Source organism: Streptomyces sp. NBC_00859 (genome assembly GCF_045161865.1).
GTDB lineage: Bacteria > Actinomycetota > Actinomycetes > Streptomycetales > Streptomycetaceae > Streptomyces.
The window spans coordinates 145,280-163,174 of record NZ_CP108826.1 but is presented as its reverse complement, the minus strand read 5'-3'; the positions used below and the strand labels follow the sequence as shown (position 1 = coordinate 163,174).

Below are 17,895 nucleotides of genomic sequence, written 5' to 3'. Positions count from 1 at the left end.
AGAACTCCGACGGCGACGCCGCGCGTCCCCGTATGGGCGGAGATCAGACCATCGCTCTGTTCGCCACGGTTCGCAGAGTGCCTGCCATGATTCCCGCTGCACGGACGACGGTGACGTCGCCGCGGTAGCGAGGCTGCTGATGCAGGGTCCTGCGGTGGACAGGCCGAACAGCGAGGGGCGTGTACGGCACCGGACTTCGCGGTACGGGGGCCACGCCGATGTCGTCCGCCTGTCGGTCGGGGCGGGGCTGATCCGGCGCGGCGTGCGGGTCAGGCCCTTTGGGCAGTGGCAGTGAACCGCAGGGAGATGGCCCCACCACCTGCTGATTCCGTGTGGCTGACGTACATGTCGTGCCCAATGACTGGGCGAAGTCGTCCAACGGCTTCGCCCAGAGTGGTCAGGCCGACGACCCCGCACGTGGCTCAGGAATTGGAGCTGTGCACGACCCCTGGTGCGGGAGGGATGTCCGGCGTACTGACAGGGCAGCGCCGGGAACGCGGCACACCTCGCGCCTTCTGGCCGTCACCGCCCATGGGCAGGGGCGGTGACGGCGTACGGATGTGTCATCGGGACTTTCAGAACGCGTGGGGCGGGGTGGTGGACGGCGGCACACCGGCGTTGAACCGGGTGTCGACGAAGTCGGAGAATTTGAACCGCTTGGGTATCAGCTTCAGGCCCGCGAACTCGTCGGCGATCTGCTGCTCCGAAGCGATGGCCGCCCGGTCCACGGCGACCCGCACCGTCGTACCCGACGTACGCCGCACCGCGTCCAGCGCCACCTTGTACGGCACGCCGGTGTCCTTCGCCCATACCTTTGCCCACTGCTGCGGGTGCTGGTAGACCCACTTCCGGGCGAGTTGCAGCCGCTGCAGATAGTCCTTCATGGCTGCCGCCTTCCCCTTGTCCGCCAGCGCGGACGGGGAAGCGATATCGAAGGTGAGGCCATTGACCAGACCCTGTCCGCTCACCAGAACTCGGGCGTTCCCGCCGTCCAGCGCCTGGGTGGTGGTCGGGTCAGCCGCCGCCCAGGCATCGACGTCTCCCCGCTTGAAGGCGGTCCTTGCTTCGGCGGACTGGAGGTAGTCGACCTTGACGTCCTTGATCGACATTCCGGCCTTCCTGAGCACGGCAAGGAGCAGGTCGTGCCCAGTGGTGCCCTGCATCACCGCGATCGTCTTGCCCTTGAGATCCTGGACGCTCTTCAGTGGCGAGTTCTTCGACACCAGGATGGCGGTGCCGGCCACCGAACTGTGCATCGCGCCCACTACGGTGATTTTCGATTTGGACGCGGCGGCGAACACCGGTGGTGTGTTGCCGGTCCAGCCGAGGTCGACCGCCTTGGCGTTGACGGCTTCCAGCAGCAGTGGCCCGGAGGCGAACGTCGACCAGTTGATCTTGTACGGCAGTTTGTTCAGCTCTCCGGAAGCCTCGAGCATGGCGCGATCGCCGCCCGTCTGGTCACCGACGTCGAGCGAGGTGCTGGAGTCTGCGGGCTTCCCTCCGCATGCCGTGGTCAGCAGAGCGAACGGTATGAGCAGGGCGCCGATGCAGCGTCGTTTCATGGGGAGTCCTTCTTTGGGTTGAGTGGGGGATGCCGCGGGACGGTCAGAAGGACACCTGGGTCGCCATTACGCCGAGTTCGGTCAGCAGCCCGGCGCGCAGCAGGCTGAACTCCGGCGCGCCCACGTCGCGTGGGCGGGGGAGATCCACCGGTTGCTCATGGGCGATGACGCCGTCCTGCATCACCAGGACCCGGTCGGCCAGCAGCAGTGCTTCCTCCACGTCATGCGTGACGAGCAGCACGGCGCAGCCCCTGCCTTGCCACACTTCGGCCACCTGCTGCTGAGCTCTGATCCGGGTGAGCGCGTCGAGTGCGCCGAACGGTTCGTCGAGCAGCAGGAGATCCGGCTCGCGGACCAGGGCGCGGGCCAGTGAGGCGCGTTGGGCCTCGCCCCCGGAGAGTGTTTTGGGCCAGGCATCCGCACGGTGCTCCAGTCCGACCTCGGCCAGCGCCCGTGCCGCGGTCGCTCGGGTGGGGCGGCCCGGCAGGCCCAGGACGACGTTGCGCCACACGCGTTTCCACGGCATCAGGCGTGGCGCCTGGAAGGCCACCGCCCGGCGACGAGGCACGAGCACGGTGCCGCCGATCTCCCGGTCGAGCCCGGCCAGGATCCGCAGCAGTGTGCTCTTGCCGCAGCCGCTGCGCCCCAGCAGAGCCACGAACTCGCCCGGCCGTACGGTGAGCTCCAGCTGGTCGAGGACGGTCCGGCCGTCGAAGGACCGGGTCAGAGCGGTGATCTTGACGACCCCCTGGTCGGCGGTCACTTCCCCGTGAACGTCGGTCGCCATTGCAGCAACAACCTTTCCAGCGTACGGACGACGGCATCGGCGGCCAGGCCGAGGAAGGCGTAGACGATCAGGCAGACCACGATCACGTCGGTGCGGTAGTACTCGCGAGCCTGATCCATGAGGAAGCCGATGCCGTCACTGGCGTTGACCGTCTCGCCGAACACCAGGGCCAGCCACGCCGAGCCCAGTGCGAACCGCAGCCCGGTCAGCGCGCCGGGCAGCGCCCCGGGCAGCACGACATGGCGGATAAGGCCCCAGCGGTTCAGACCCAGCGTGGCGCCGGCCTCGATCAGCTGCTCGTCCACGCCGCGGATCCCGGCGTAGGTGTTGATGTAGAGCGGGAAGGCCACGGCGAAGGCGATCAGCGTCGCCTTCACCGCCTCGCCGATGCCCAGCCAGACGATCAGCAGCGGGATGAGCCCGGCGAACGGCACCGCGCGCAGCATCTGCACCACAGAGTCGATCAGGTCCTCGCCGACCCGCAACAGCCCGGACAGCAGCCCCAGCCCGGCCCCGGCCAATGCGCCCAGCACCAGGCCGACGCCGACGCGTTGCACCGAGACCGCCATCGCGGACGGCAGCGTGCCGTCGGCGATCAGGCCGCCCGCGGTACGGGCGATGGTGCCGGGGGAGGCAAGGACGTCCGAACGGAGGACGCCAGTGGCGCTGAACACCTGCCACAGGAACAAGAGCAGCATGGGACCGGTGGAGCGTCGGAGCCAGCGTGGCACGCCGCGGCGCCGGGACGACGCGGAGACGATGGGTTCCAGCTCGACGGCCGCCGCGCCGAGTGTGACCGCCCCTTCAGGTTCATTGGCTGGAATCCCGGATATTCCGGGTCCAGGCGGTGGGCGGTCGGTGCTCATGAAGGCTCCACGTCGGGGTAAGCAGGAATGCGCGAGCCCGCGCGTGGCGTGCGCGGGCGGCTGTCGGCGATGCCGACGGCGGAAGGCCGTCAGGCACCGGACGCGAGACGGGGAACAGCGGGAGGCCTGAAAACGTCGGCAGGCGGCAGTCGAGGCAGCGTGCGGAGGAGGTCACGCTCAGCGGGTCAAAGCGACTGCCTATAGGGGGTGCCTGGTAAATGCGACTTGAACACGCGGCAGAAGCTAGCAGGTGTGACCCTTGGACGGTCAACGGCGTCTCGCCCATCGGACGCCCAGTCTTCTGACAACGACGGCCCGCCGAGCCCCAGGCGGACAAGGGCTACGACTACGACCACGCACGTCGATGGCTCCGGGTCCGGAGCCATCGCCCTTGGGATGTGCGCAGGAGCGTTGAGCCCTCCCAGCTGTGGGCCCTCACCCATGGATCGTGGAGCGAACAATGGCGTCGGCTCGGCCGTCGGCTGAGGCGTCGCTACGAGCGCGAGGCAGGACACTTCCTTGCTTTCGCCGTCATCGCTGCGCCCGTATCGCCTGCGGCCGACTCACCGAATGAGATGACGTCACGGTCGATCGGGAAGGTCACACCGGGTGCCGCACAGTCGACAGGAGCGTCGAAGTTCGGCCCGGCCCGCGGGCGTCGCAGGCCCGTACCCCAAGTGTCAGAGGGCGGGGCCCAGGGTGATGGTCCGGCTCGTCAGGGTGGAGTTGGTCCCGGTCCCGGTGGTGGCAGGCCACAGCCGCCCGGTGTCGTCGACTGTGAACAGCAGCTCCCACCCCGGCTGCAGGGCTTCTCCGGCGGGCTGGATCCGGATCGGGGCTCCGGCCTCATACCGCCCTTTCAGGGCATGCCCTGAAAGGGCGGGGGCGAACAGCGCGTCCCCGCTGAGGTAGGGGGCAACTACGCCTCGGCCCTCCTCGCGTTCGGCCAGGCGGTACACCTCTGGTCCTTCCTCGCTGTGCAGCAGTCTGGCAGCGAGCGCGTTGAAGTCGTCCTCGGCCGTGAGCAGGAGGACGCAGGTGACGCCTTCGAGGTCGGCTCCTTCGCCGGTGGCGGTAGCCAGCAGGTCGTTGGGGGCCAGTTCCAGTCCGGCTTCGGTGATCCGGCTGCGTTGCTCCGGTTCGCCGGCCCACATCAGGACCCGCAGGCCCAGCTCGGCCATCCGGCTGCCGAGTTCGATCACCCAGGGATCGCCGCCGACGAGCAGCGGCCGGGAGCGGTTGGTTCCAGTGACGCCGAGGCGGCGGGCGACCGGCACGGCGGTGAGGCCGTAGACAAGGACGGTTGCGACGATGACGACGAAGGTCGCGGGAAGGATCCGCTCGGCGCCGCCAACGCCTTTCTCTGCCAGGCTTGCCGAGAATGTGGACGCGGTCGATGCGGCGACGATGCCCCGCGGCGCCATCCAGCTGAGGAAAACCCGCTCGCTGCGTTTCAAATCGCTGCCGAGCGTGGACAGGAAACCGACCAGCGGCCGGGCTACGAGGACCAGAACTACGGTCAGCAGCAGCGCGGGGCCGACGACGTGGCGCAGGGATGCCGGGGTCACCGTGGCGGAGATCGACACGAACAGCACACCGATGACGAGCGAGACCAGAGTCTCGAAGAACGGCCGGCGCACCGGGAGATCCAGGCTCGGCAGGGTGGTCATGGCAACGCCCATCATGATCGCCGCGATCAGTCCCGCGTCGTCACGCACGATGTTGCAGCCGGCAGTGATGCCGATCACCACCGACAGCTGGGTCGCTGTACCGAGGACCTCGCCGAGTGCCAAGCGGCTCAGCAGCAGCCACAGCAACGACGCTCCGAGCGCGCCGCCGATGATTCCGACAGCGGCGCTGACGAGGATGTGCCCGGTGGCGCTCCCCACGCTGACCCGGTGCTCGGCCTCCAGGGCCGCGAAGACCAGGGCGCCCAGGACGCCGCCGACGGCGTCGATCACCGACCCTTCCCAGATCAGGATCCGGCGCATCCGTGCATCGGGGCGGGCGAAGCTCAGCAACGGGCCGACCACGGTGGGTCCGGAGACGATGAGAATCACCCCGAGCATAGCGGCGGCCTGGGCCGAGATGTGCAGCAGTGGGGCGGCGGTCACGGCCGCGATCGGCCAGGTCGCGAGTGTGCCGATCCAGATCAACCGCACCAGGATGCGCCGGGAGCCACCGCTCAGCCGGCGTACATCGAGTTCGAGCCCGGCATCGTAGAGGATGACCGCCACGGCGAGCGACACGAGCGGCGAGAACGCTGAGCCGAGCAGCTTGTCCGGGTGGACGTCCTCAGTGAGCGCGCCCGCTGCGAAGCCGACCGGGAGCAGGATGATGATCCCTGGCACCTTGAGCTGCTTCGCCAGGATCTGCGATCCCACCGCGAGGACGGCGATCAGCGCGACCCCGGCGAAGACCTGATCAGAGGTCATGAGGTGTGGGCCCTCGATCGGCCGGGGGTGGCTGCGTAGGCATGATCTGTCTCCAGGAACGGTCCGGTGGACGAGTGAGATCGCATGGGTTCAGCTTGACCGCCACCGGTCCCTCCGCCGGGTCGGAGGGACCGCTGCGGCTCTGCTGTCACCCGGTCGCAGCACCCCGCAACCCCAAGTTGCCCGACTGCGCGGCGGAGGCCTCCGCCCGGCCGAAGACGGAGCTTCTCCTGCCGGGCGCTGAAGGACTGTTTCTCATCCATCTGTCGGGCGCGACTGCTGGGGGTGCGCGAAAACGGGTTTGACGTAATGGACTTGAACAGCGAGGCAGATGAACGGGTGTGATGCCGGTGCGCTCGAGTCTTCGGACATGGAGGATGCTGACCGCACTGCGGGGCGGGCGGGGATCAGTCGAAGTTGAGGCGGCGTCCCCATTCGCTGCTCCAGCCACCGCGCCAGACGGCAAGGCCCGCGTAGGTGAAAATGCAGCCGACGCCGATGCCCCATTCCTGGCCTTCGTGGCGGATGGCGGCGTCTGCAAGGGCGGCGCGGATTTCATCGAGCGGAATCACGGTGAAGGCATCGCTGTCTTCGTCGGGGCAGTGCTGGACCTCGACCCAGCCCCTGCGGACGAAGGGCAGTAGCGGGGCGAGTTGCCGGTCCATCCAGGCAAGGCGCTCGGCGCTGTCCAGGTCGGCCGGCGGATCCTCCCAGATACCGAAAGCCCCCGTGAGCATGCCGCTTGCCTCGGCCGCGCAGACCAGGATTTCCCGTTCCTCGACGCTCAGCTCGTCCCAGGTGGGAAGCGCGCCGGTGTTCGCAGTCGGATGCGCGTCGTCGAACCAGTGCTCGCACACGGGTTGCGGGGCGGCGAGGCTGAAGTGGCGGCGGGGGCGGGCGGCCCACAGCCAGTTGGCCGGATCGGTGAGGACCTCGTGCAGTTCAGGTCCCGCCACCTGGGCAGGGGCGACGGCGCGGTGGCATTCCCCCTCGTGGACGGTCAGCAGCCCGCGTTCGGCGAGATCAAGGGCCACGCAGGCAAGTTGAGGGACCAGAGCACGTTGCTCGTCCTCGGTGAAGCTGCGCAGGGGCGGAGCCTGTGCAGCACCGGCCCAGCGCAGGGCCACGCCGTAGTTCTGGACCATCCCGGCCAGGGAGTACCCCGAGATGGCACGACGCATGAGCGTCTGTTCGGCGATCGTCAGCGAAACCCAGGGGCGCATGACGTGCATGCTCTCACTGCGATCGGCCTGAGCCGTAGCTGATTATTCCGACAGGAAGGGCCATCATCCGAGGTGACGGGCCTAGCCTCTGTCGGTCGTCATGACGTCACTTGTTGACGGGTGTCCTTTGCCAGCGAAGTCAGTCGTTGAGGTGCCGCATGACCTCGGCGGACGAAGTTGAGTGGCAAATCCTTCCGGCGCAACCTCCGCCGAAGAGTGCTGCTGGGCCACGGGAGTTACCTATGGTTTGAAGTGGGGTGACGGGCCGTTCGGATGCTCGCGCGGGCGGCGATATTCGCTTGCGCGCCCTCGTCGCTCGGGTCAACGTTGCCTGACACCCGACAAAGGCAGTGAAGATGACCACGCTGACTCATCCCGTCGACCGCGAACTCATTGAGGCTGCGGCCCACCTCGCCCGCACGCGCTGCCGGGGTGACAACCACACCATGGCGGCCGCAGCCCGCTCCCTCGACGGCCGGATCATCACCGCGGTGAACGTCTACCACTTCACGGGAGGGCCCTGCGCCGAGTCGGTCCTCATCGGTGCGGCAGCCGCTCAGGGCGTCTACGAGCTGGACACAATCGTCGCCGTGGGTGACCACGAGCGGGGAGTCGTTCCCCCGTGCGGCCGGTGCCGTCAGGTCCTTCTCGACTACTTTCCCGCCCTCAAGGTCATCGTCGGCGAGGACGACCGTGTCCGAACCGTCCTCATCACCGACTTGCTCCCCGAAAGCTATGTCTGGGCCGACCACCAGCTCGACGCCGAATAGACCGGACCACTCAGCACCTCCCAGCACGTCACCTCGTACGACTAGGTTCGCTGTGAAGGAAGCTCTGACGACTGGGTTCGCTGTCAAACGCCTCGATTGGATGACAGCGGACAACGGGTTTGGGAGGTGTCCAGAACCACGGGCTGGTGATGTTGATGAGTTCGGGAGGCGCTGAGGTTCTTGCCAGGGCAGCGTCGGGATGCTCTTGGTGAAAGATGCTGGGCATGCCGCAGATGTCGAAGGTCGAGCTGTACGCGGTGATCCGGCGTGTCCGTCGCGGCGGCATGTCGATGCGGGAGCTTGAGCGCAAGCAGGGTGTGACCTGGCGGACGGTGCGGAAGGCGCTGGATTCGTCCTGGCCGACGGTCTACTCAGGACTCCGCTCGCGCCCCACGTATACGGCTGCCGCCCGACCGTCTCCTACTCCCACTGGTTCAACCCTGAGGCCTCGGGTGCCCCGGGGACACTTGTTGAAGCGGCTGAGCGAGCATTTCACGTACTGATCAACAGGCCCAAAACCACGGTCAGTTGTAACGCACAGTTCACGATCCACGGAACCTGAGCCTGAACCCTTTGAGATGCCCGAAGCCATCAAGAGGGCGCAGCTTCACTGATGCTGGCGGCCAGGCAGTGTCAGGGAGTCCGCGTAGGTTTCCGAAGCTCGACCACCGGTGACCGGAGAGTCATATTCGGGTCGGGACGGCTCCGTCCTGGCCGCATCTCGGCTGCACGCCCCACTGACTGCTTTCGGCGTTCGAGCCGCGGGAAGTCGCGTGACGCTGCTCGGCCCAGCCGCGGTATCCGAGGATGCCCGCACCCGCAGCCGGTGCTCGGTCTTGTGGCCGTAGGCCATCTTCTTCAACCGCACTCGTTCAGCGGCACTCGGGGCTATCGGGCAGGGGGTGCGGGCGGGCGCGGGGGGCGAACCGATCGGCCGAAGTGGATCACTGGTACCCCGCAGCTCGCTCCCCTCCGTCACCGCCCCGGCCCCCGAATGACCGGTACGAGAGGCCACTTGGGAAGGGAAAACGCAACTTCGACATGGCCCGCAGAGGCGGCTACCTTCACCTGGTCTTCGGCGATCGCCCACGGCCGCACAGGAATTCCTTCAGGCTGAGCCAGCCGCGACTGCATGAGTTGGTCGCGCCTACTGAGGTTGAACTCGGGATGTCGTGCTGATGGTCAGGCGGGGCGGATGGTCAGGCCAGTCTCGGTGAGACAGCCGTCGATGAGGTGGCTGCGGTACTGGATGTGCCGCAGGCCGCGCCGGACGGTCTGGACGAGGTGTTCGGGGGTGCTGAAGGCGACGTTCGAGAGCCATCCGCGCCGTAGGAGTGACCAGATGCCCTCGACGGGGTTGAGGTCGGGTGCGTAGGGCGGCAGGTAGTAGATGGTCAGCCAGTCGCGGGTTTCGGCGAACTCTCTCAGGCCGGCTGCTTTGTGGACGTTGAGGTTGTCCCAGATGAGCACGATGGGGCCGTCGAGCTGCTGGTGGGCGGAGATCAGCAGGTCGCGGTAGTCGCGCCAGGAGAAGCTCTTGCGCCCGTCACGGTTGCCGTCGTCGCGGCGGGGCCGGTAGACCAGCCTCGACCGGTGGCCGGGTTTGTAGCAGGTCAGCGCTGCGATGGATATGCGTCTGCGGGAACGGCCGCGGACGCGGACCACCGGGGTGCGGCCGCGTGGCGACCATGTCTTTGCGTGCGGCGGCGTCATGGAGAAGCCGGCTTCGTCTTCGAAGACGAGCCAGGCTCCATGGGCCGCCGCGAGCCTTCCGCGCAGGGCCACACCTCCTTGACCCACCCCGCGACCGCGTCGTCGTCCCGCTCCATCGCTCTGCGGGCCGGTACCTGGCAAGACCAGCCGTTGCGCACCAGCAGCTTGCGTACGCCCTGGATCGTGTATGTCAGGTGAAAGCGTCGGCCGATCACCGTCTTGACCCGGGCAAGCGTCCAGCGCTGGTCCTGCCAGCCATGCGCGGCCGGGCCTTTGGCCAGCTCCGCTTCAAGCTGCGTGAACTGCTGATCGCTCAGTTTCGGCAGCGACGCTGGCCCCTGCGACCGCAAGGATCGCGGGCCGCCCTCGGCCCACGCGTGACGCCATCGCTGGACCGAGCGGACACTGACCCGCAGATCTCTGGCGATCGCGGTACTACCCTCGCCCAGGGCGAACCGCTCGGCCGCCTTGAGCCGTAACTCTTCGCGAAACTGCTGTCGTTCGGCGGTCAGCCCGCCCCCTTGTGGATACCGCATGACTCCGGTGATACCGCAGCCACCGACCAGTCGTCACCCCTTACGACACCACGAGTTCAGCCTCAGTAACGAACCCTCGCCCCATGCGTAAGCCATCGAACCGGGTCCGGTCCACACCAGGCACCCCCCAACCAGAGAGAGACACATGCCCCATCTCGCGCTGTACACATTCGGCGTCCTGAAGTCACCTCTTGCCGATCCCGCACCTCTCACGCGTGAGTTCTACGACGTTGGTGCGAGCGTCTACCAGAAGATCAGCCAGCACCCCGGGTACATCGCTCATGCTGAAGTGGCAGACGGTGGCCGGGGCGCGCTCTTCGAGGCGGACTGGGGTGCATGGGGAGAGTTCGCCGTACCGGCCTGGTACGGCAAGGGGCGTACGGCGGAAACCACCGCCCTGGCTGCGACCCTCTCGCTCTGGACCGACCTGCGCCCCGCCTTCGACGCCATCTACACCGGTCTGCACCGTGAGGCGCTGAACAGGCGTTACGACTGGTTCGAGAGGACAGGGCACCCGGGGCACGTGTTCTGGTGGATCTCCGACGGCGTGACACCCACCTGGCAGGACGGGGTTGCCAGGCTGGAACACCTCCACGACCACGGCTCCGCGCCGCACGCCTTCACCTTCCACCACTCGTTCGCCCCGGAAGGAACTCCGGTCAGGATCAAGGGCATCGGGCCCAAGAGCGACCCGGTTCCCTGACACGGAAGTCTGAATGGCAGGGTTCGCCGCCAAACACCTCGATTGAATGACGCCGAACGGATGCGTCTGCGCTACGGCGAAGCCCCAGGTAGCTGGGGCTTCGCCCTTTACCTCGCGAGCATCGATGCGTACCGAGACGCCACTCTGCCCACCAGCGGCTGCCTCGGCACCCCCCGAAGACGCCCTTCACAGCCTGCGAGGCGGAGCCCTCCCCGTCTGCGCGTACTCAGGGCGGGCTGCCCGACATCCGTGAGTACAACGGCCGGCCGGCGCTGGGAACGGCGGGCCCCTGACCGAGGAGTCCCGCGATCTCGTCCTGGAGGATGCCAGGCGACTCGTGGACCGGGCGGAACTGTCCTGCTCCGTGCTCACCGAATACGAGCAGACCATGTCCGTGCGCAGCGCCGCGTCCAACGCCAAGGCCCCCGATCTCTGTGTGATGTTGGGCGGCGGCATACCCCGCAGCCTGATCAACGCCTTCACCGGGAGCTGATCAGCGCAAGGCTGCGACACCGCCCGGTGCTTACAGATCCAGGACGATCCCGTCGACGGGCCGGGAACAGCAGATGAGGATGTTGCCGTCAGCGGGGGGCTCGACCGGGTCGGGAGAGTACTTCACCGTCCCGGACATGAGGGCGAGTTCGCAGGTGTGACAGACACCGGTCCGGCACGACCACCTGACCGGGACGTCGCAGGCTTCGGCGAGTTCGAGCAAGGAGTCCTGGGCGTTGTTCCAGGGCACCTCAAGGCCGCTTCGGGCGAAGGTCACCGCAGGACCGGTGCCGGCCCGGCCCGCGGGCTGATGGGGCGTGGTCGGCGCCTGCCCGTCGATCCCAGGAGTGAGGGAGGGGCCCGCACCGAAGATCTCGGTGTGGACGCGGGATGTTTCCAGACCGGCGTCGACGAGGGCGGTGGTAACGCCTTCCATGAATACTCCGGGGCCGCACAGGTAGGCGTCGGCGTCCGTGGGCAGGCCCAGGTCGAGGATGCGGTCGCCCGACAAGTGGCCGACGTCGGTGTAGTCGACGTCCTGGCGGTCATCGGTGCCTGGTTTGCTGTAGTAGACCCTTGACCGGGCCTGCGGGAGCATGCCGATCAGGTCCCGGCTTTCCTTGGCGAAGGGGTGCTCGGTGCTGTTGCGTGCTCCGTGCAGCCACCACACCTGGCGGGTGGACCCGTCGCGGGCGAGCGCGTGCAGCATCGCCAGTACGGGGGTCACGCCGACGCCGGCAGACAGCAGGACCACCGGATTGTCTCCGTCGGCCAGGCAGAAGGTGCCGCGAGGCGCGGCGGCCTCCAGGCGGTCGCCCGCCCTGATGTGTGCGCGTAGCTCGTTACTTGCGGCACCGTGCGGCTCGGCCTTCACGCTGATCCGGTACGTTCCGGTACCCGGCTCGCCGGAGAGCGAATAGCTGCGGATCAGCGGCGGGGCTTCCCCCTCGGGCTGGACCTTGACGGTGAGGAACTGCCCCGGCAGTGCGGCCGGCAGCTCGGAACCGTCGGGGTCGGCCAGTGACAGGGAGAACACGCTTCGGCTCTCGGGCTGGATGTGCGTGACGACCAGCGGCCGGAATCCAGGCCACGCCGGGAGTGCGGCGGTGGCCGCGTCATTCAGCCCGGCACTGCCGGACGCTGCGGCGGCGCCGTTGTCGTCCTGGTCGAGCAAGGTCTGCATGGATGCCTGCCAGCCGGGGCTGAGAGCCGGGATCCGCAGGGCACGTTCGACCTGCTGGCGGGTATGTCCGGGCAGGTAGAGCACCCGGTCGATCTCCTCCACGGTCATCGCCCCGGGTCCTGTGGAGACCTTGACGATCTCCTGCCCGGCTTCGACCTCGCCCTCGTCGAGGACGCGGAAATAGAAGCCGGGGCGGTGGTGTGCCACGAGCAGCGCCGCCATCTGCGGCTCGCCCATCCGCAGGCCCACGCGGTAGCAGGTCACACGCGGCTGGGTGACTTCGAAGAGTGCGTCACCGATGCGGTAGCGGTCACCGATGCAGACTTCGTCGTCCGGCAGACCGTCGACGGTGAAATTCTCCCCGAAGTGACCTGGTTCGAGATCCTCGCGGCCGAGTTCGCGAGCCCAGAATCGGTAGGAATCGGACTGGTACACAAGTACCGCCCGTTGCTCGCCCCCGTGGCCGCCCAGATCGCCTTGGCCGTCGCCGTCGATGTTCAACCGCCGCGCCATCCGCGGCCCGGCCACCGACTTCTTGTAGACGCCGGTGTGCACAGTCCTGCCGTGCCAGGGAATGTCCTCCGGCATCCCGACGCTCAAGGCCCTCAGTGTGGCCACCTCGCCACCTCCCTTGCGGGGGTCTCCACGGGGAGCATCTGACGGCCCTGTCGGCGGCCAGTGTCTCCAAGCTCTCGGTCACGCCCGCCGCAGGACCCGTGTCCTCGCGGAACCCATGCCCTCAAAGAGCGGACAGCCCAACCAAGTGGCACGACGCTACGGTGACAACGCTGCAAACGTTGCTGTCCGGCGTCTTGGCCGTCATGGCCAGCGTACCCGCACCGACCAGAGGTGCGCAGAAGTCGCATCTCGCTCACCACCCTCTTTGCCCCGGAGCCGGAGTCGCCCGCCTTCCCTGTCAGCTGTGCGGCCCGAGGCCGGGAGGCAGGTGCTCCACTGGTCATCAGGCCGCACAGGATCTGCACTCTTCATCGTGTACCTGCTTTTTTGGACAGGTCTGCGACGGCGCCCTTTCGCTCTGGATTCCGCGCTCCTGAAGATCGCCGCTCGGCACGGTCCTCGCGGCGAGCGCCGTACGGCAGATCCGGTTGCTCACGGAAGGGGTCGTCGCACAGTGGGGTTCGGCTTCCGGCGCCACGATGTGGCGCAACGTCCCTCGTGCGGTAGCGGAACGCCGGAGCTGAGGCGGTGTTCATGCTGGTCTCGGGCGCAGCGCGGGTCTGGTATCCGGTGGCGATGTCGCTACGTTGCCGGACTGGCAACAGGACTGGCGTGCCGGGGCGACGGTGGGCCACGGTGGGCGCATGACCGACAATCTCGCAGGAACGCCGTCCGCATCCGATGCCCTATCGCCCACCGGCGGATATGCCGGAGACCCTGGTGTGAGGGCGGAATGGGACAACCGGTACGCCGACCGGCAGCAACTGTGGAGCGGCAGGCCCAACGGTGCGCTCGTGGCCGAGGTCGCCGGGCTCACACCCGGGCGCGTCCTGGACGTCGGCTGCGGTGAGGGCGCGGACGCTCTGTGGCTCGCGCGCGGCGGCTGGGACGTGACCGCGCTCGAGGTCTCGGGCGTGGCGCTGGAGAGGGCAGCCGGACACATGCGGGACGCCGGTGTCACCGTTCACTGGGTACACGCCACGCTCACGGAGGCCGGGCTCCCACCGGCCTCCTTCGATCTGGTGTCCGCGCAGTACCCGGCTCTGCTGCGTACTCCGGATGCTGCAGCCGAGCGTGCGCTGCTCGCGGCCGTTGCGCCCGGTGGCATGTTGCTGCTCGTGCACCACGCGGGGATGGACAGCCGGCAGACGCTCGAGAGCGGCCGCGACTCGGCAGACTATGTCTGGCCCTCGATGGTCGTCGCTCTGCTCGACGAGGACTGGGAGCTGGAGGTGGACGAGGAGCGTCCACGCGTGGCACCTGACGGCGGCGCCGGGATGCACCACACCGACGACGTGGTGGTGCGTGCGCGCCGACTGCGCTGAGCCTCACTTCGTCCTCGGGGTCCTGGGCCTGCGTTCGGCGCGGGCACGGGCGATTTCTTTGGAGCGGTCCAGGGCACTTTGCCTGGAAACTTCCGATTTACCGTTCCATGCCCAGCTCCCGCAGCGCCTCCACCTGCTCTGCGGTGAGTCTGCCGCGCCGCGTCCAGGTGGCCGGAGATCCGGACGCCGAGTGCGTTGAGCGTTCCGGCTGCTCGGTGGAGAGTCGCGCCCGGTCCTGGGCCTGCTGTTGTGGCCGTCGTCGCCCCAATTCGGTGCCGTCAAAGGGGCGCTGGGCTGGATGTGGGGTGCGTCGGTGATGAGGACCATGTATGGGCGTCGTATGGACGTTTCCGGTCGAGCGGAGTAGCAGGCGGTGATCGGCATGGTCTCTCGGCAGGTGCAGGAGCGTGCTCACTCTGGCGGTGACGGGCAGTCAGTTCATGCCACCCAGTGGAGTGCGTGCTGGACGGTGAGGCATCCGCTGCGTGGCAGGTGCCTGCCTCATGGCCTGGGCGGAAGGCTCAGGAGCCCGCGCCCCTGGTGTCCCCGTGATCGTTGACGGCCTCGAGAACCTGGAGGCTGTGTGAGCCGTGCGGGAGGGGTCGCAACCGCGCCCGGCCCGTGGTCGCCGGTGCCTCTTGCCGATAGCCGTGATTGCTCGTGCCCGCCGCTTCCGGTTCGTACGGTTGCCACCGTGGTCTTGTCCGTAACGGAGCACGACCGCCCGCTGTTCACGATCTAGCGTCTCCGGCACCACCTGGAGCGAGGAGCGGCACGTGAAGTGGCTTATCCATGACTACCGCGAGGACGATCTGGCGGCGGTCGTCCATCTCATCGACAGCACAGCGGATCTTGGCCAGGAATCCGTCTTTTCCCTGGCCGAGTGCATCAGCGCGCTGACCTCTCGTCAGCCCGCCGTGGTCGCGGTCCACGGCGGGGAGCCGGTCGGCGCGGCGCTTGCCCATGTGTCCGGCGGGCGGGCCTGGGTGATGCGTATCGCTATCGCCCCGGCCTGGCGCGGCCGGGGACTGGCGAGTGCCCTGCTGATGGAACTCGAACGCCGGCTGGTCGAGGCGCGGGTACACCGCGTCGCCTATGTACTGGCCGAGGAGGAGATGCTCGGGGAAGGTCTACGGAAGGCCGGATACACGCGTCGGCCGGCGGTCGCGTACTTCGAGAAGACCGAACCGGCAACCGCGACGACGGCCAATCTCCTGGAGGAACTGGGAGGCCGGCTGCTGTCCGGCGATCTGTGGGACAACGTCGCCGGAATGGAGGCGGAGAAGAGCCTGATCGAGCGGCGTATCGTCCTGCCGCTCGCCGAACCCGAGCGAGCCGCCCGCCACGACGTGATCCCGCCCCGCGCCATCACTCTTTTCGGGCCGCCCGGGACGGGCAAGACCACCTTCGCCCGCGCCATCGCCTCCCGGCTCGGGTGGCCATTCGTCGAGTTGCTGCCCTCACGTCTGGCGGACGAGGGCAACCTCGCCGCGGCCCTGCGTACCGCGTTCGCCCGGATCGGCGAACTGGAACGTGTCCTGGTCTTCATCGACGAGGTCGAGGAGATCGCGCCGGTGCGGAGTGCCGACGCGCAGTCCGCGATGTACGGAGTCACCAATGAGCTCCTCAAGCTCATCCCCGGCTTCCGTGAGCGCGACGAACGGCTGCTGGTGTGTGCCACGAATTCCATCCGTTCCCTCGACCCGGCATTCCTGCGTCCCGGCAGGTTCGACTACGTGATCCCGATCGGCACCCCGGATGCGACCGCCCGTGCGGCGATCTGGTCGCGCTGTTCCGGCGGGCGAGGCAATGTCGATCTGGACACGCTGGTCGAGGCGAGCGAACTGTTCACCCCGGCCGACATCGCACACGCGGCGCGGATCGCCGCCCAGGCCGCCTTCGAGCGCGACGCGGCGGAAGCGGGGGCGCACACCGGCGACTACCTGAACGCGCTGCGCCAGTGCCGCCCGACGGTGACCCCGGCCGCCATCACCGAGTTCACGGCGGACATCACCACACACGCCCGGTTCTGATCCAGACGGCGGGCCGAGGGCGCGGGCGCAGGCCGGGCCGGTCCCGGGACGCGGCTGCCCCGCGGCCTGCTGTAGCAGCTGTTCGGGTCTGCCGCTTCGTTCCTGTGAACCGCTCACTCCATCAGGTGGTGAAGGGGCGGCGACCCGGCGCCGGTCCAGCCCGTGCTGCGAACGTGGAGGTCCCAGGGTGCCAGGGCTGTCCGCCGGGCGCCGGCCCTGTGCTGGTGGAAAGGACGCGTTGGTGTCTGGAGACGGCAGTGGCCCGCAGGATGCGGTCCGTGGGGCGGAGGCGGCCTATCTGGTCGCCGGAGTCGTCGACCTCGCCGTGAGCGGTGCGGTGTCCGCACTGCGCGGGGTGCGAGGGCTCCTGAGGAGGTCCGACCTCGCCGAGCTGGCGCAGGACGGAGAAGCGGACCTGAAGGTACGCGGCCGGCTGGCGGTCGAGCGGTACGCGGTCGTGCCGGAGCCTCATCTTGAGCTGCTGGCTCGCCGTGCGGCTGCCCGCCTCGGTGCGAGCGATGGCTGAACACGGGTACGAGCGCCTCGCGTTCAAGGCCCGGGTCGACAGGGAACTCACCTCGTTCGTGGACCGGGAGGCCGCTCAACTGGTCGCTATTGACGACCAGCTGGCCCCCCTGGCAGATCAGTTGCGTACCGCCACTCTGGAAGGGAAACGCCTCCGGGCCGCCTTCTGCTACTGGGGCTGGCGGGCAGCGGGACAGCCGGACTGCGACGAAATGGTGAGGGCCGCCGCCGCGATGGAACTGGTCCATGCGGCCGCCGTCGTGCACGACGACCTCATCGACAACAGCCCCCTGCGACGGGGGGCTGCTGCCGCCCACATCGCGTTGCAGGGTGCGCTCAGCGGCAGATCGGGGCGGCAGGTCGGCGGCCGGGCACTGGCCATGCTCGCCGGGGATCTGCTGATGTCGTGGGCCGGGCAGCTGTTCACGTCGTGCGGACTGCCTGCCCCGTATCTGGCCCGCGCGCGCCCCGTGTGGGCCGTCCTCGCCCGTGAACTCATAGCGGGTGAAGCGCTGGAGATCCTGCGTACCGGGTCCCGGCCATACACGCAGAGTTCGCTCCAGGTCATCCGGTACAAGACGGCGAAATACACCGTGGAGCACCCGCTGCACATCGGCGGCCGGCTGGGTGGCGGCCCCGCGGCCCTGACCGGCGTGTTCAGTGCCTACGGGCTTCCGCTGGGGGAGGCGTTCCAGTTGCGCGACGACCTGCTCGGTATCTTCGGTGACCCTCTGGCGACGGGGAAGTCGAACACGGACGATCTCGTGGGGCACAAACCCACCACGTTGCTCGCGGCGACCTGGGCCTGCGCCGGTTCCGGTGAGCGCAAGGTCCTGCGTGCGCTGCTCGGCCGCCGTGTCCTCGGCCAGGAGGGCCTCGACCAGGTACGGGACATCATGCGGCGCACCGGAGCCGTCGGGCAGATCGAGGCACTGATCGCCGAACGTGTGCAGGCCGCCACCGTCGCGGTCGCCCGTGCGGATCTGCCCGCCCCCGCCGCCGCGGCACTCACCGCTCTGATCGGCTCTGCCGTTGTCCGTCAGTCATGACCGTGCGAGGAGACA

General features: G+C 68.3%; 15 protein-coding genes. 7 read left to right on the top strand and 8 right to left on the bottom strand.

The features are described 5' to 3' along the window. Nucleotides 1-575: 575 nt before the first annotated feature. From OG584_RS00715 to OG584_RS00695, 5 genes are all read right to left on the bottom strand, one after another. Entirely contained in the window at nt 576-1,562 is a 987-nt protein-coding gene (locus OG584_RS00715) for an ABC transporter substrate-binding protein (protein WP_405773873.1), read from the bottom strand. A gap of 43 nt (nt 1,563-1,605) precedes the next feature. Then, nucleotides 1,606-2,349 carry an ABC transporter ATP-binding protein gene (locus OG584_RS00710; protein WP_405773871.1) on the bottom strand — a complete coding sequence of 248 codons (744 nt, stop codon included), beginning with the start codon at nt 2,347-2,349 and terminating at the stop codon, nt 1,606-1,608. Then, complete coding sequence (locus tag OG584_RS00705; RefSeq protein WP_405773869.1) at nt 2,322-3,215, bottom strand: ABC transporter permease; 894 nt, start codon at nt 3,213-3,215, stop codon at nt 2,322-2,324. The genes OG584_RS00710 and OG584_RS00705 overlap by 28 nt, the downstream gene beginning before the upstream one ends. 680 nt (nt 3,216-3,895) lie before the next feature. After that, nucleotides 3,896-5,650, bottom strand: coding sequence for a cation:proton antiporter (locus OG584_RS00700; protein ID WP_405773867.1), 1,755 nt, complete (start codon nt 5,648-5,650; stop codon nt 3,896-3,898). A 407-nt stretch (nt 5,651-6,057) separates the two neighbouring features. Beyond that, the gene (locus OG584_RS00695) at nt 6,058-6,873 is read right to left on the bottom strand and encodes a hypothetical protein (RefSeq protein ID WP_405773865.1); all 816 of its coding nucleotides are present in this window, start codon (nt 6,871-6,873) and stop codon (nt 6,058-6,060) included. A 356-nt stretch (nt 6,874-7,229) separates the two neighbouring features. Here OG584_RS00695 and OG584_RS00690 point away from each other — a divergent pair, with 356 nt between their 5' ends. Continuing rightward, nucleotides 7,230-7,643 (top strand): cytidine deaminase family protein, encoded by a 414-nt coding sequence (locus tag OG584_RS00690; protein WP_405773864.1) that lies wholly within the window; start codon nt 7,230-7,232, stop codon nt 7,641-7,643. 1,182 nt (nt 7,644-8,825) lie between these two features. Here OG584_RS00690 and OG584_RS00685 read toward each other — a convergent pair. Then, on the bottom strand, nt 8,826-9,356 hold the full coding sequence (locus OG584_RS00685) for a transposase (protein WP_327299466.1): 531 nt from the start codon (nt 9,354-9,356) through the stop codon (nt 8,826-8,828). Continuing rightward, nucleotides 9,353-9,892: a winged helix-turn-helix domain-containing protein gene (locus tag OG584_RS00680; RefSeq protein WP_405773862.1), complete on the bottom strand. Its 540-nt coding sequence runs from the start codon at nt 9,890-9,892 to the stop codon at nt 9,353-9,355. Before OG584_RS00680 ends, OG584_RS00685 begins: the two co-directional genes overlap by 4 nt. 145 nt (nt 9,893-10,037) lie before the next feature. Here OG584_RS00680 and OG584_RS00675 point away from each other — a divergent pair, with 145 nt between their 5' ends. Beyond that, the gene (locus OG584_RS00675; protein WP_405773860.1) at nt 10,038-10,595 is read left to right on the top strand and encodes a DUF3291 domain-containing protein; all 558 of its coding nucleotides are present in this window, start codon (nt 10,038-10,040) and stop codon (nt 10,593-10,595) included. A gap of 364 nt (nt 10,596-10,959) precedes the next feature. Beyond that, nucleotides 10,960-11,088, top strand: a complete 129-nt coding sequence (locus OG584_RS00670; RefSeq protein ID WP_405773859.1) for a hypothetical protein — start codon at nt 10,960-10,962, stop codon at nt 11,086-11,088. Nucleotides 11,089-11,118: 30 nt separating this feature from the next. On the opposite strand, the gene OG584_RS00665 is transcribed toward OG584_RS00670, so the two are convergent. Continuing rightward, on the bottom strand, nt 11,119-12,870 hold the full coding sequence (locus OG584_RS00665) for an MOSC domain-containing protein (protein WP_405773857.1): 1,752 nt from the start codon (nt 12,868-12,870) through the stop codon (nt 11,119-11,121). Nucleotides 12,871-13,592: 722 nt separating this feature from the next. Here OG584_RS00665 and OG584_RS00660 point away from each other — a divergent pair. From OG584_RS00660 to OG584_RS00645, 4 genes are all read left to right on the top strand, one after another. Further along, complete coding sequence (locus OG584_RS00660) at nt 13,593-14,273, top strand: class I SAM-dependent methyltransferase (protein ID WP_405773855.1); 681 nt, start codon at nt 13,593-13,595, stop codon at nt 14,271-14,273. A 776-nt stretch (nt 14,274-15,049) separates the two neighbouring features. Next, a complete protein-coding gene (locus OG584_RS00655) occupies nt 15,050-16,306 on the top strand; it encodes an ATP-binding protein (protein ID WP_405773853.1) in 1,257 nt (418 codons plus the stop codon). Between the two features lie 241 nt (nt 16,307-16,547). After that, complete coding sequence (locus tag OG584_RS00650) at nt 16,548-16,832, top strand: polyprenyl synthetase (RefSeq protein WP_405773851.1); 285 nt, start codon at nt 16,548-16,550, stop codon at nt 16,830-16,832. Then, a complete protein-coding gene (locus OG584_RS00645; RefSeq protein WP_405773849.1) occupies nt 16,825-17,880 on the top strand; it encodes a polyprenyl synthetase family protein in 1,056 nt (351 codons plus the stop codon). Before OG584_RS00650 ends, OG584_RS00645 begins: the two co-directional genes overlap by 8 nt. Nucleotides 17,881-17,895: the final 15 nt, after the last annotated feature.